This is a genomic window from Streptococcus infantis (genome assembly GCF_015546995.1).
GTDB lineage: Bacteria > Bacillota > Bacilli > Lactobacillales > Streptococcaceae > Streptococcus > Streptococcus infantis_J.
Genome location: NZ_JADMUH010000004.1, coordinates 60337 through 73302 on the forward strand (window position 1 = coordinate 60337; position 12966 = coordinate 73302).

General features: G+C 39.3%; 12 protein-coding genes, 1 tRNA gene and 1 pseudogene. 7 read left to right on the plus strand and 7 right to left on the minus strand.

Going from position 1 to position 12966, the window contains the following annotated elements; all coding sequences use genetic code 11:
• The first annotated feature begins 111 nt into the window (after positions 1-111).
• Positions 112-1080 (plus strand): hypothetical protein, encoded by a 969-nt coding sequence (locus I1J71_RS02475; protein ID WP_125391593.1) that lies wholly within the window; start codon positions 112-114, stop codon positions 1078-1080.
• A 51-nt stretch (positions 1081-1131) separates the two neighbouring features.
• Here the strand turns inward: I1J71_RS02475 and I1J71_RS02480 are convergent, their stop codons facing one another.
• Genes I1J71_RS02480 through I1J71_RS02500 form a run of 5 tightly spaced genes read right to left on the minus strand, consistent with a single transcriptional unit; the run spans position 1132 to position 4112 of the window.
• Positions 1132-1875 carry a 16S rRNA (uracil(1498)-N(3))-methyltransferase gene (locus tag I1J71_RS02480; RefSeq protein ID WP_195183591.1) on the minus strand — a complete coding sequence of 248 codons (744 nt, stop codon included), beginning with the start codon at positions 1873-1875 and terminating at the stop codon, positions 1132-1134.
• Between the two features lies 1 nt (position 1876).
• Entirely contained in the window at positions 1877-2827 is a 951-nt protein-coding gene (gene prmA, locus I1J71_RS02485) for a 50S ribosomal protein L11 methyltransferase (RefSeq protein ID WP_195183592.1), read from the minus strand.
• Positions 2806-3207, minus strand: coding sequence for a hypothetical protein (locus I1J71_RS02490; protein WP_036758379.1), 402 nt, complete (start codon positions 3205-3207; stop codon positions 2806-2808). The genes prmA and I1J71_RS02490 overlap by 22 nt, the downstream gene beginning before the upstream one ends.
• On the minus strand, positions 3204-3632 hold the full coding sequence (locus I1J71_RS02495) for an NUDIX hydrolase (protein WP_195183593.1): 429 nt from the start codon (positions 3630-3632) through the stop codon (positions 3204-3206). Before I1J71_RS02495 ends, I1J71_RS02490 begins: the two co-directional genes overlap by 4 nt.
• A gap of 9 nt (positions 3633-3641) precedes the next feature.
• Positions 3642-4112 (minus strand): DUF3013 family protein, encoded by a 471-nt coding sequence (locus I1J71_RS02500; protein WP_195183594.1) that lies wholly within the window; start codon positions 4110-4112, stop codon positions 3642-3644.
• Positions 4113-4227: 115 nt separating this feature from the next.
• Between I1J71_RS02500 and I1J71_RS02505 the strand changes: the two genes are divergently transcribed.
• The 6 genes and pseudogenes from I1J71_RS02505 to I1J71_RS02530 all read left to right on the plus strand — a co-directional run bounded on the left by I1J71_RS02505 (position 4228) and on the right by I1J71_RS02530 (position 9736).
• A complete protein-coding gene (locus I1J71_RS02505) occupies positions 4228-5499 on the plus strand; it encodes a replication-associated recombination protein A (RefSeq protein ID WP_195183595.1) in 1272 nt (423 codons plus the stop codon).
• Positions 5500-5761: 262 nt separating this feature from the next.
• Positions 5762-5834, plus strand: a tRNA-Lys gene (locus I1J71_RS02510).
• Between the two features lie 95 nt (positions 5835-5929).
• Positions 5930-6346 (plus strand): helix-turn-helix domain-containing protein, encoded by a 417-nt coding sequence (locus I1J71_RS02515; protein ID WP_225305933.1) that lies wholly within the window; start codon positions 5930-5932, stop codon positions 6344-6346.
• Between the two features lie 218 nt (positions 6347-6564).
• The gene (locus I1J71_RS02520) at positions 6565-7080 is read left to right on the plus strand and encodes an HdeD family acid-resistance protein (RefSeq protein ID WP_003004261.1); all 516 of its coding nucleotides are present in this window, start codon (positions 6565-6567) and stop codon (positions 7078-7080) included.
• A gap of 504 nt (positions 7081-7584) precedes the next feature.
• Entirely contained in the window at positions 7585-8427 is an 843-nt protein-coding gene (locus tag I1J71_RS02525; RefSeq protein WP_195183596.1) for an aldo/keto reductase, read from the plus strand.
• Positions 8428-8590: 163 nt separating this feature from the next.
• Positions 8591-9736 (plus strand): annotated as a pseudogene (locus I1J71_RS02530) (low temperature requirement protein A).
• A 665-nt stretch (positions 9737-10401) separates the two neighbouring features.
• Here I1J71_RS02530 and I1J71_RS02535 read toward each other — a convergent pair.
• Complete coding sequence (locus tag I1J71_RS02535) at positions 10402-11490, minus strand: AI-2E family transporter (RefSeq protein ID WP_195183597.1); 1089 nt, start codon at positions 11488-11490, stop codon at positions 10402-10404.
• A 9-nt stretch (positions 11491-11499) separates the two neighbouring features.
• Positions 11500-12789, minus strand: a complete 1290-nt coding sequence (locus tag I1J71_RS02540) for a DUF308 domain-containing protein (RefSeq protein ID WP_195183598.1) — start codon at positions 12787-12789, stop codon at positions 11500-11502.
• Positions 12790-12966: the final 177 nt, after the last annotated feature.

The window sequence follows — 12966 nt, forward strand, 5'->3', positions numbered from 1 at the left end:
TGTTCCCTCGCTCACGTAGAATCCCTGTCTAATTCATTTTAAAGCACTGTAATCCTAAAAGTCATGATATAATAGGCAGTGAATAACAAGCATTACTTAAAGGAGAAATGTATGAAAAAATCGTTTAGACTTTGTTGCCTAGCTTGTGTGACAACACTAGCTTTAGCCCTTGGCGCTTGCTCATCAAAGCCATCTACTAGTTCTACAAATAATTCAAATAATCAGGCTTCCACATACCATAAGAAAGATGTAACTGGTCCTGCTGCTTCATTTGATTGGAATGCCAAAGTTGAACCTACGAACTATGAGAGAACCTTTGTTGAAACCAACAGTGGCAGTCAATTTAATAAAACTTTAGACCGTACTAAAGAAGCAGCTGAGAATCTTGAAAAAAAGAAAAAGGAAATTTCGGAGCCTAAGGTTCAAACAGCCCTCAAATTAGTGGATGCCGTCTTTGTCAATCAAGAAAATCTTGACCTAGTTGTGAAAGCAGCGGGTGCTAGCAATCAAGAAGAGTTATTTGATAAGGTTTGGAACGAATATTTAGTCCCTGAGTTAACTAAAATCCGTCCGAATTTTTCAAATGATACGGTCTTTGAGTATAAGGGAGAAAAATATCCTCTCAAAATTTATGCACCAATGTTTTTTAAGGTCAACACCAATGCTCTAGGAAAAGCCGGAGCCTATACTCTTGAAGATTATAAAGTAGAAGGTGACATGGTTTATTTGAAATTTATGTCCCCAGCTGTAGACACCTACCAATACGAAGTGAAAGCCTCTTATCACACAGCCAGTTTCGATTTCTTTCAAGGACTGGTGGAAGAACAACAAAAGGTTCTTGAAACAGACTATGCTAAAGCCATGAATATTCGTTTTGTATATCAATTGGCCGCTCTTGATTTTAATGCAGACAATTACGTAGATTTAGAAGGAATGGACTATCTTGATCGAAATCCACATTATCTAGCGATAAAAGTTGATAGCAACGGAGATGCTAGCCTTGATAATGAAAATCTCGCCAACCTTTTACAAATTAGCATGAAGGCTTCAAATGAAGCCAATAAAGGAAAATTTGAGTAAGCTTTATCATAACAAAAAATCACCTTTTCTAGGTGATTTTTTCATAGTCTCTTATTTTTCCAATTCTAGCAAAACACTAATAGCTGATAGGGCATAAAGCGGTGCTGTTTCTGCTCGCAAAATTCGAGGACCAAGTCCTGCCAGAACAGCTCCTTTGGCTTCAAAATCTTCTATTTCCGCAGGTGAAAGACCGCCTTCTGGACCAAAGATAAAGAGCAACTGAGTTTCTTTTTCAAGACCACTTACAGTTTGTACAAGAGCAGCGCTTTCTCCTTCTTTAGCCGACTCTTCGTAGGCTACCACGATGCGGTCAAACTGGTCCAGCTGAGCTAGAAAGTCTGCTTTTTTCTCAAAAAGGGTAATACTTGGGACAAGATTTCGCTTGCTTTGCTCGGCTGCTCCCAGGGCGATTTTTTCTAGTTTTTCAACCTTTTTCCCCAATTTCTTGCCATCCCACTTGGCAACTGACCAGTCGGCAGGAAAGGCCCAGATTTGGCTAGCCCCCAGTTCCGTCACCTTTTGAGTGATAAACTCCAGCTTGTCCCCCTTGGGAAAACCTGATGCGATGGTCACTTGGACTGGCAGTTCCACATTGTCAGCTAGTTCTTCAACCAATTCAAACTGACGAGCCTCTACATCTAGCACGCGCGCCAAATGCTTGATCCCGTCATTAAAGACTAGGGTCACTTGGTCATCCTCTTTCAAGCGCATAACTTGAAACATGTGCTTGCTGGTTTCCTTGTCCTCGATAGTGACTGGTGAGCTAGCACTGCCTTTGACAAAATACTGTTGCATTCTAACCTCCAATCACACCAGAAATATCCTTGGTCTTCTTGAAGACACAGGCATTCCACTCCCCTTGGATCATATGGGTTTCAAGGAAAAATCCAGCTGACTCCGCCGACTCGCGCACCATGTCCCACTTGTCCTTGATAATCCCACTCATGATGAGGTAGCCTTCGTCCTTAACCAAACGATAAGCATCCTCTGTCAGATGAATGAGGATATCCGCCAAGATATTAGCTACAATCACATCTGCTTCAATCTCAACACCCTTAAGCAAGTCTCCTGCTGCTACATGGATGTTTTCCATGCCTGGATTGAGTTCAATATTTTCCTGAGCGACCCGAACTGCTACATCATCTAGGTCATAGGCAAAGATTTCCTTAGCACCAAGTAGAGAGCTAGCAATGGAAAGAACCCCTGAACCTGCCCCCACATCGATCACCGTTTCACCACCACGAAGGACCTGCTCCAAGGCAAAAAGACTCATCTTAGTGGTTGGATGCGTACCTGTCCCAAAGGCCATCCCTGGATCTAGCTTGATAATCTTTTCTCCCGCTGTTGCTTCATAGTCCGTCCATGATGGCACGATGGTCAGGTCATGGGTAATGCGAGTTGGTTCATAGTATTTCTTCCAGTTGTCTGCCCAGTCTTCCTCAGCCAAGGCAGTCGTCCCAATCTTGACCTCTCCCAAATCCATAAAGTCTGTCAATTCTGCAAGACGCGCCTGCAAATCCGCTTCAACCGCTACCACATCAACCGTTTCGGGATAGTAAGCTGTCACCACAATTTCTTCTTGCTGCTCGACCTCAGGGAAAATCTCACCGAAGCGATCGACATTGCCCACATAGTCCATGCTGTCTTCAATAGCAACCCCTTGGGCGCCTAACTCGATCAAGAGATTGGAAACTAATTCCTCTCCCTCACGCTTAACCGTTACTTTTAACTCTTGCCATGTTTCCATTTTGTATTTTCCTTATTCTTCTTAAATTCTTCAATCACATCTGTATAGTGTTCTTTCATTGCGCTATGAATCTGCTGTTTAAAAATACCAAACATAAGATAATAAACAAATAGAACAATTCCTGCAAGCAGTAGCAGTAATAAAAAATGTACTGAAAGGGGCAGTACGAGACCTTCACCACTCAGTAAGGGTAAAACAAGCATTAATCCCCAAATAACAGCCATAGAGATCCCAGCTACTTTCGTACCACTTTCTCTCTGCTTCTTTAACTTTAAATATTCCATGTAAATGAATGTAGCTTCTTCCCTAGAGTATTGTCCAGTTTTTAGTTTGCGTTTAACTTCCTTGTTTAACGTGGTTGTTGCAATTGCAAAAATCATTTCACTTCCTCCAAATAATCCCTCAATCTACCCTGCAACTGCGGAACTACTTGACTGGATGTCAAAAATTCCTCAATGTTCATCAATTTATAGCCCTGCCCTTCATCTCCAAAGGTGATACTGTCAAACTGTTCTTGACTTAGTTGCCCGACCATAAATACTGACTGTCTGCCTTCATAGAGCATGCTGGGATAGACCTTACTCCAGAGCAGGCAATCTTCGGTCAAGTGAATGCCTAGTTCCTCATAAACTTCACGCGCCACGCACTCAAAAGGACTTTCGTCCCCTTCACGACCACCACCCGGCAACTCCCACATATTGGGCCAAGGAATATTTTCCTTGTCATCACGCAAGATGGTTAGTAGCTTATCTCCGCAAAATAGAGCAATTTTGCAGCCTGTGAAATCTAAAATATCTACGTCCACTACAAGCTCCTAGTATCTAGGATAAGGGTAAAATTCTCCCTCTTCCAAGCCAACTTTCCCTTCTTCAAAGACTTCTTGGTTCCATTCCATGACGAATTCTTCTGCTTCTGGGTCTTCCAAAAAGTCCATGAGGGCATCTAGTCCAACCTCTGCAGTATCTTTGAGGAATAGTGCAAAATAAGCTAAAAATTCACGAGAAAAACCTTTCTTCGGCAGATAAGGGATGACTGTGAGATAGTCTTCTGCATTAACTGTTGACTTGGCAGGGTTATAAAAAAGCATCGCTTCTTCAAAAAGGATATCATCTGACGAAACCTCTCCGTCTTCATCTAACATCTCCACCCCTGCAGAATTTTGCGCCTCTAATAGAAAACTCACTTCAACCGCATGATTACGCTTGTCCCAACTAATCTCATAATCAAAAGGAAAGTTCTTGTCCAACTCTTCTTGTAAAACATCTAAAAATCCATATGTTGCCATTTTGTCCTCTTTCTATACGACTCTTCAATCGCCCCGAATACTCGGAAATATGCTAAAATAGATACTACCATATTACCACATTCGTATCAGAAAATCCATGTTAGAAAGGGCTGCTATGCCAGACAATCTCGCGCTTCGTATGCGCCCCAAAACCATCGACCAGGTCATCGGTCAGGAGCATCTAGTTGGACCAGGCAAGATTATCCGCCGTATGGTGGAAGCCAATCGCCTATCCTCTATGATACTATACGGACCTCCAGGCATCGGAAAAACCAGTATCGCTTCAGCCATCGCTGGAACGACCAAATATGCCTTTAGAACCTTCAATGCCACTGTTGATAGTAAAAAACGTCTCCAAGAGATTGCTGAAGAAGCTAAATTCTCAGGTGGCCTTGTACTGCTACTAGACGAGATTCATCGTCTTGACAAGACCAAGCAAGACTTCCTCTTGCCTCTTTTGGAAAGTGGACTGGTCATCATGATTGGAGCCACGACTGAAAATCCTTTCTTTTCTGTCACTCCAGCCATTCGTAGCCGTGTTCAGATTTTTGAATTAGAACCCTTATCCAATCAAGACGTCAAAAAGGCCATTCAAATAGCCCTGACAGATCCTGAACGAGGTTTTGATTTCCCAGTTAAGTTAGATGATGATGCCCTTGATTTTATAGCAACATCGACCAACGGAGATCTCCGTTCTGCCTTTAACTCGCTGGACTTGGCAGTTCTCTCCACTCCAGCTACTGACAAAGGTATCCACCATATTACACTGGATATCATGGAAAATAGTCTTCAGAGAAGCTACATCACTATGGACAAGGATGGAGACGGACACTATGATGTCCTTTCTGCCCTTCAAAAGTCTATTCGCGGTTCAGATGTGGACGCTAGTCTCCACTATGCTGCTCGCTTGATAGAGGCTGGTGACCTTCCTAGCCTAGCTCGTCGTTTGACTGTGATTGCTTATGAAGATATCGGTTTGGCCAATCCCGAAGCCCAGATTCATACCGTGACTGCTCTGGATGCAGCACAGAGGATCGGTTTCCCCGAAGCCCGCATCCTCATTGCCAATGTTGTGATTGATTTGGCCCTTTCTCCAAAATCCAACTCAGCCTATGTAGCTATGGACAAGGCTCTGTCTGACCTTAAAACCTCAGGCCACCTACCAATCCCACGTCACCTGCGAGATGGCCACTATAGTGGTAGCAAGGAATTAGGCAATGCCCAAAACTACCTCTATCCACATAACTACCCAGGTCACTGGGTCAAACAAGAGTACTTGCCAGAAAAAATTCGCAACCATAGCTACTTCTCACCAGAAGATAGTGGAAAATACGAACGTGCCCTGGCTCAACGCAAGGAAACCATTGATAAATTACGAAACTTATGAAATCCTTTTCAAAATTTTTAATTTTCCCTTGATTTTTTTTGAAAAAGTGGTATCATATAATCATAGAAACGCTGTGGTGTACGACTTCACATTTAAGTGTTGACCGACTATTTTTTGTATTATTAGGGAAACAAAAGTCTTCTAACAGCATGTAGGCCGTCTCACACGGAAACAGCTTCAGTTAGAGCGAGTTGCCCACCTGCTTAATTGCGCGGGTTCAATACAAACCGTGAAGTTTCGGCACCAATACAGCTTTTTATTTGCCTCCTTAGCTCAGTTGGTAGAGCAGTAGACTCTTAATCTATGGGTCACAGGTTCGAGCCCTGTAGGGGGCATCTAAATCAACAGGAAAAAGCCTTGATTTATAAGGCTTTTTTGCTTGTCTATAACTGATTTGCCCCATCATTTGCCCCACATTTTTTTATGAGCAATCTTTCCAGACATCTCTGATTACGAAAAACAAAAAAGCTATCCTACCTTTGCAAATTTGGATAAGATAGCAGAATATTTTAATGCAACTCCAACCCAACTATTTGGAACTAGTAAAGAGATTGAGTTAGAAAAGAGTGTTCTTGAATCTAATGAATACTCTGATAAAGTAAGTGAGATTTTAAAAGCTGTCAAATACATCGAAGATTTTCTAGAAACTGATGGACAGTACTTAGAGGATTTACTTTACTTAACAAGAGGCAACCAACTATACACAGAAGATGGAGATGAGTTGTATATTGATCCAACTTCTCAGAAAAGAACACTTCATAACCAATATGAACCTGGTTTTATTGAAGCAAGGGATAAATCTCCACTAGAACTCTTAATTGAAAATAAGGAATTGTTTGATAAATAGAAAAAGCGAGGATAACCTCGCTTCAGATTGAAGTTAAAATCTTTAGAAGACACTTTTATAAGGACTTTGTCTTCAATCTGTGAAAAGGAGTGAAAACTCCTTTTCTTTTTGTAAGTCAGACTGAAACTTCCAAATTGTTTATTTATTTTATTGACATTTTCTATAAAAATAAGTACAATAGTTTTATTAGCAAACTATACTATATAGGGGGTATTGAAATGAAATTTTCTAATCGTTTACTGCTATTCCTTGCAGGAGTTGTTTTTGTCCTTTTAGGACTTTTCCTATTTACAAACCCAGTAGCTAATCTTGTTGCTTACAGCTGGTGGATTTCATTTGGTTTACTGGTTTCTTCTATAGCAGCTATTTTAGGCTATTTCTCTGCACCAAAAGAGCTTCGCTCACCTGTTTATCTTTTCCAAGGATTTGTTAGTCTTCTCTTAGCTCTTTACCTCGTTGCTTATGGCTTTGTGACCCTGCCGGTCGTCATTCCGACCATTGTAGGAATTTGGTTAATTGTAGAAGCCATTATTGCTTTCTTTAAAGGCAATCGTCTAAGATTGATTTTCCCTATTATTGGTAGCAATATCATGTGGGTAGCCTTGCTTGAATTTTTACTAGGTCTAGTGATTCTGTTCAATCCAGTGGCTACAGGTGTCTTTGTCGTTTATGTCATTGCCTTTTCATTTTTAGTTACTGGCTTCACCTACATTATTGAGGCCTTTCGTAAATAGTCTAGTTGCTATTTCTATCGCATTCAAAAAAGCTGGGAAATCATATTCTCAGCTTTTTCGTCTCTTTAATTATCACTTTTTCGCATTCCATTCTACGTAGAAATTTGTTTTTCCATTTTATTCTCCAATTTGATCTCGCACTGACATTTATTTATAACAACACTATATATCTAGTATGGTATAATCATTAGGTATTATAGGTTTTCAAACAAAATACGAGTCATTCGTTTTTGCCCCACTTTTGCCCCATTTTGAAATATTTACATTGAAAATACCTAAAAGTATTTCCCTAAAATCAGCTATATTTCAACATTTTTGTTTATTTTCAATATGAAAAGTTCTTACAAATCCATTCTCTTCCCAAGTAATAATATCTCCAAAGGCTGTTACGAACATCGGAAAAAGAAGTAAGGAACTATTCATAATAATAGCCGTAGCAAATCTTTGCATTTTTGCCTTATCTTATTTAAGATAGTACTATTAAAAAAAGAAAAGGTGAAAATCATGGAAACATATACGCTTGCAAATGGGGTTGCTATTCCTAAAATTGGTTTTGGAACTTGGCAAATTGCTGAAGGCGAAGAAGCCTATAACAGCGTTAGCTTCGCACTTAAGGCTGGTTACACACATATTGATACCGCACAAATTTACGGTAACGAGGTTTCTGTAGGTAAGGCGATTGCTGATAGTAATTTGGCACGTGAGGATATTTTCCTAACTACCAAACTTTGGAATGATAAGCACGATTACGAGTTGGCTAAGACTTCTATCGATGAGTCTCTCGAAAGACTCGGTGTGGATTATTTGGATCTTTTGCTTATCCATTGGCCAAATCCAAAGGCACTTCGTGAGAATGATGCTTGGAAGTCTGGTAATGCAGGCGCTTGGAAGGCAATGGAAGAAGCCTACAAAGAAGGTAAGGTGCGTGCTATCGGTGTGTCTAACTTTATGCAACATCACCTAGAAGCTCTTCTTGAAACGGCTGAAATTGTGCCACATGTCAATCAAATCCTCTTTGCTCCAGGTTGTGACCAAAAAGACTTAGTTGCCTATTGCCAAGAGCGCGATATCCTTCTTGAAGCCTATAGTCCACTAGGTACAGGTAGCATTTTTGGAAATGAAGATGTTGAAGCAGTGGCTGAACGTAACGGTAAATCTGTAGCACAAGTTGCTCTGCGTTGGAGCCTTCAAAAAGGTTTCTTGCCACTACCTAAGTCTGTGACACCTAAAAATATTGAAGCCAACTTGGATATCTTCGGCTTCGACTTATCAGAGGAAGATATGGCAGTCTTGGATAAGATTCAAGGCATCAAAACTCAGAATGATCCTGACACAGTTAATTTTTAATAGGATTTTAAGCAACTCGTCAGGGTTGCTTTTTCAAGTAAATGACAAAAGAAGTCAAGGTTTTGACAATTCGCGCCACATGAAATTATTTAAGCATATCCTTTTCTTTCATTACCATTTTCTGTTATAATGTATTGTATTTCTAAAGTAGAAAGGTATTAATATGACAACTCTTATTAAGCATAAACGTGTAGAATTTTCAGAACTATTTTATGACCTAGTGTTTGTTTTTGCAATTTCAAAAGCAACTGCTTTAATTCACCCTCTTCATAGCGGTGTTGTGGCTTGGGATTCTTTACTTGATTTCTTCATCTCTGTCATGGTTATCATCAATTCCTGGATGATTCAAACCATTTATACCAATCGCTATGGAACAAACTCGTTATTTAACATGGTAATCATGTTTATCAACATGGGACTTATGCTCTTTATGTCCAATATGATTGGATACAATTGGCAACAATGGTTCTATTATACCTGTTGGGCTGTTGGTACATTGACCCTTACCTTATTTTTTCAATATTTGGTTGAATTTTTTAGAAAATCAACCGATAATACTGATCGGGAAAGTATCAAAGGTTTTCTATGGTTAACAGGTCTAGGAAGTTTATGAGTCTATCTGGCAGCTCTTTTCCCTATTTACGTTGGAGTCTATATCTTTATTGCTAGTATTCTGCTAACATTTATTGTGCCAATTTTCTTGATTACTAAAGATGAGCATTTCCAGGTAAATCTTCCCCATTTAATCGAGCGCGTCTCCCTTCTTGTCATTATTACGTTTGGAGAGATGGTTGTTGGGCTAGCTAGCTTCTTTACAGTCGAGAATTTCTCGATTTATTCGGTTCTCAATTTCGTTATCATGCTTTCCCTGTTCTTGTTTTATTTTGGCGAATTTGACCATGCTATTGATGAAGGATCTAGTCAAAAGGGATTATTTGTAATTTATAGTCACTATCCTATTTTCATCGGGCTTATGTTGATGACAGTTTCGATGGGTTATCTCCTGAATCCCGAGGCTAATCTTCTCGTTGCAATCAGCTTCTTTTATATCGGAATTGGCCTCTTCCAAGCTGCTGTCCTAGCAAATGGGCCCTATAACAAAAACTATCTTCGCTATCCGAGAAGTTACTACTGTGCTCAAGCGACACTCTATCTGGCTGCCTTGATTCTCTCTTTGCTTTTCGCTTCTAATCCTATAACAGTGTTGAGTATTGCAACCATTTTTACTCTAGCTATAGCCATTCATTTTATTTATTTTTATGTGACACAGAATAAAAAATATTCCAAATCTAACTGGGGGTTCTTTTAATGAGTTTATAGCATTAAAAAAGCCTTGGTTTTCCAAGGCTTTTTTTTCATTAATTTGTTTTTCCATTTTATCCTCCGATTTGAACTCGCACTGACATTTATTTATAACAACACTATATATCTAGTATGGCATAATCATTAGGTATTATAGATTTTCAAACCAAATGTGAGTCATTCGTTTTTGCCCCACTTTTGCCACGTTTTTAAAGCCTGACAGTGAAAACACCTAAAAGTATTTCCCTAAAATCAGCTATATTTCAACACTTTTGTTTATTTTCAATATGAAAAGTTCTTACAAATTCATGTAGGGGGCATCTAAATCAACAGGAAAAAGCCTTGATTTCAAGGCTTTTTTGATGTCAAATAACTTTTTGTAGCAAATCATTATAAAGGTTTTCCAACCTTATCAAACTTATCATTTATTCTCAATCAATTGCTAGCAATATTTGATAAGACCAACTGTTTTTTACAGTACAGAGCTAGTCTATAATTAACTAAACTATACTAATTTGTGCCCATATTACATGGCCAATCCGCATAGAGATTAAAATGGGCTATTATGAATTCATAAATTTTCGCAACAGAACAAGAGCAAGTCATTTAGAAATAAAAGAGAAGAGAATCTTTCACTCTCTTCTTAGTATATCTTATTAAATTCAGTCTTTCTCAATCTACCTGATTTTCCTTTGCAACGACAAATTCTTTAACCAATCGATAGATAACAGCAAATATGGGTGTAAAGAATATCATTCCAAGTAAGCCAAATAGATTTCCTCCAATACTAGCTGCTGCAAGTGTGAAGAGAGCTGGTAAGCCGATAGATTGACCCACAACTTTGGGATAGATAAGGTTTCCCTCAATCAGCTGTATAATTTGATAAAGAAGGATAGACAGTAAAGCTTGACTTGGACTGACTGTAAAGATAAAAATCGCTCCTAGCACACAAGCAATCATAGGACCAACATAAGGAATGAAAGACAGCACTCCTGCAAAGATACCTGTCATTACCCCATAGGGTAGTCCAAATAGGCTATAGCCAACCGCTACCATAACTCCTATGATGACTGCTTCAATTAGCTGACTCATCAAAAACTGATCATAAGTTTCTAGTCCTATTTGTCCGATGTAAGCCAACTTTGTCACTACCTTCTCTGAAAGTAAGACTTTCAGAAGTCGGCTCGTCATCGCTGCCAAATGTTCCTTACTGGATAAAAATGAAAAGGTGAAGACTATAATCAAAAAGGCATTCATCAAACTTGAAAAAATATTGCCGATATTACTAGTCAGACCCGATAAGAAACCTATCAAGGCTTGGCTAATAGAACTAGACTGTCCCTGTATGCCTGATACAATAGTTGACAACATGTCTTTGGTTACAAATTCCGAGCCGTCTAGCAATTTCCCAAGTTGAGTCAGGACTGTTGAAAGGACTGTTCCCAGCTGACTAATAGTCTGAGCTAGGGTTGGTAGCACCAAAACCAAAAGACCTATCACGATTAAGATAAGAGCTAGGAAAACAAGTACCATGGCAATCGGACGACGCAACTCTGCCTTTACCTTCATTTTGACTAGCAATTGTTCAATTTTTTTCATGGGAACATTGAGCACAAAAGCAATAACAGCGCCATAAATCAAGGTTGAAGTCACGTCAAAGAAAGAGATTGCTCCTGATATAAAGCTCGACGCATTCAGAATCACAAGAGCAACCAGCCCTATAAAAAGGATTAACGGGGTGTATTTTCTAACTAACTTCATAAATTCTCCTTAATAAACATGTTTAGATACGACTATACTATTTGGTTTTTCAAACTCTCGGTCAAGGTAGGCTTGATAAGTTCCTGGTGCGATAAATCCTTTTGGTGAGAGGATATCTGTTCCAGCTTGACCGACTATGGTATCAGCCAAGAGCACACAGTTTGTGGACAAGACAAAGTAGGATTTAAACTTAGATTTGATAAATTTATAAAGTTCCCCATCCGTCTCATGTCTGATTTTATAAGCGTAGGTGTAGTCTTCCTTACCATCTTCCGTTTTAATTTTATCTGCGCTTGGCTCCCAAGGAATCGTTAGTTGTTTTAATTCAGCTAATTTTTCCTGAACCGCTTCTTCCATTTCCGGTGTCAAATCTATTCCGTAACCAAATAGCGTTTTTTGACTCTCCCGTTTACATAAGTCAATGTACTTATCACGGTCGCAAAAATATAAAACACCATCTCCAACCATACCAAATAAGGTCTCAGATGACGGATCATAGTTTCCATAAGAAATCACACGTCCTTGATAACAAAGGTCCACATGACCAATAGCTGAAAATAGAGAAGTCTCCGCTGTATGAACGAAAATTTCAAGATCTGCTGTCTTACCAAACTTCACCATTCCAAGATAGATTTCCTCTTCCTCATCAGCATTTTCCTGCATGAATTTATTGATTTTTGCTAAAGTACTTGCAGGGATGAAAGCGGCTAGGGCAATAGGTAAGCTCATTCTGACACGACGTTTGAGATGGTTTTTCCCAATTTCCTTTTCAAATAAGAAACCGTCACGGATATTGGACACACCATAAAGGCAAAAATAAGCCCCTAAAACAAAGAGTTGAAAGACAGAATTTCCCGTAGAGGACAAAAGACTAGTCCCACCAAGAAAAACTAGTACGAGACCATCTAGTAAGAAACGAAAACGAGGTCGAATTTTGTTTTTGCGGTAGAGAACATAGGTGACAAGGTTGATACTAGCATGAAAAATCTGATAAATTCCAATCACAAGAGCCAAAATATAAATTGGCACATCAGTAGCAAGATTCGAGCCTAGCAAATATCCCATCACTAACAATTTAACCAGTGCAACTCCCAAGGTGTCCGTTGACTGACTTTTTTTGAAAATACGTAATACTAAATCTAAGACCGTTGCTATCCAAGCTAAAAACAGAACCAGTCGAATAACCGTCACTGGCAACCAAGTTCCCGTGACCATCAAGATAAGACCTAGCAGAACAAACAAGAAACCCTGAACAAGTAATTTCTTACCTGTCAGACCTAAAGAAAGAATTTTTTCCATAAAAGACCTTTCAAAAATAATAATTAAGCCCTTTGATCAAATTGACTGGTAAATAGCCAACGGCACAAACAGTCTGTACCAGCAAGACATAGCGATTAGCGATGACTGTAGTAAGGTCACCATCTTGTCTTATGCACTTCTAAAATTTGTTTTATTGATTCGAAAACAGAGCTTATA

Coding starts and splice junctions, on each gene's coding strand:
- I1J71_RS02475 (WP_125391593.1), top strand. CDS start 112: ATGAAAAAATCGTTTAGACTTTGTTGCCTAGCTTGTGTGACAACACTA.
- I1J71_RS02480 (WP_195183591.1), bottom strand. CDS start 1,875: ATGCAACAGTATTTTGTCAAAGGCAGTGCTAGCTCACCAGTCACTATC.
- prmA (WP_195183592.1), bottom strand. CDS start 2,827: ATGGAAACATGGCAAGAGTTAAAAGTAACGGTTAAGCGTGAGGGAGAG.
- I1J71_RS02490 (WP_036758379.1), bottom strand. CDS start 3,207: ATGATTTTTGCAATTGCAACAACCACGTTAAACAAGGAAGTTAAACGC.
- I1J71_RS02500 (WP_195183594.1), bottom strand. CDS start 4,112: ATGGCAACATATGGATTTTTAGATGTTTTACAAGAAGAGTTGGACAAG.
- I1J71_RS02505 (WP_195183595.1), top strand. CDS start 4,228: ATGCCAGACAATCTCGCGCTTCGTATGCGCCCCAAAACCATCGACCAG.
- I1J71_RS02520 (WP_003004261.1), top strand. CDS start 6,565: ATGAAATTTTCTAATCGTTTACTGCTATTCCTTGCAGGAGTTGTTTTT.
- I1J71_RS02525 (WP_195183596.1), top strand. CDS start 7,585: ATGGAAACATATACGCTTGCAAATGGGGTTGCTATTCCTAAAATTGGT.
- I1J71_RS02535 (WP_195183597.1), bottom strand. CDS start 11,490: ATGAAGTTAGTTAGAAAATACACCCCGTTAATCCTTTTTATAGGGCTG.
- I1J71_RS02540 (WP_195183598.1), bottom strand. CDS start 12,789: ATGGAAAAAATTCTTTCTTTAGGTCTGACAGGTAAGAAATTACTTGTT.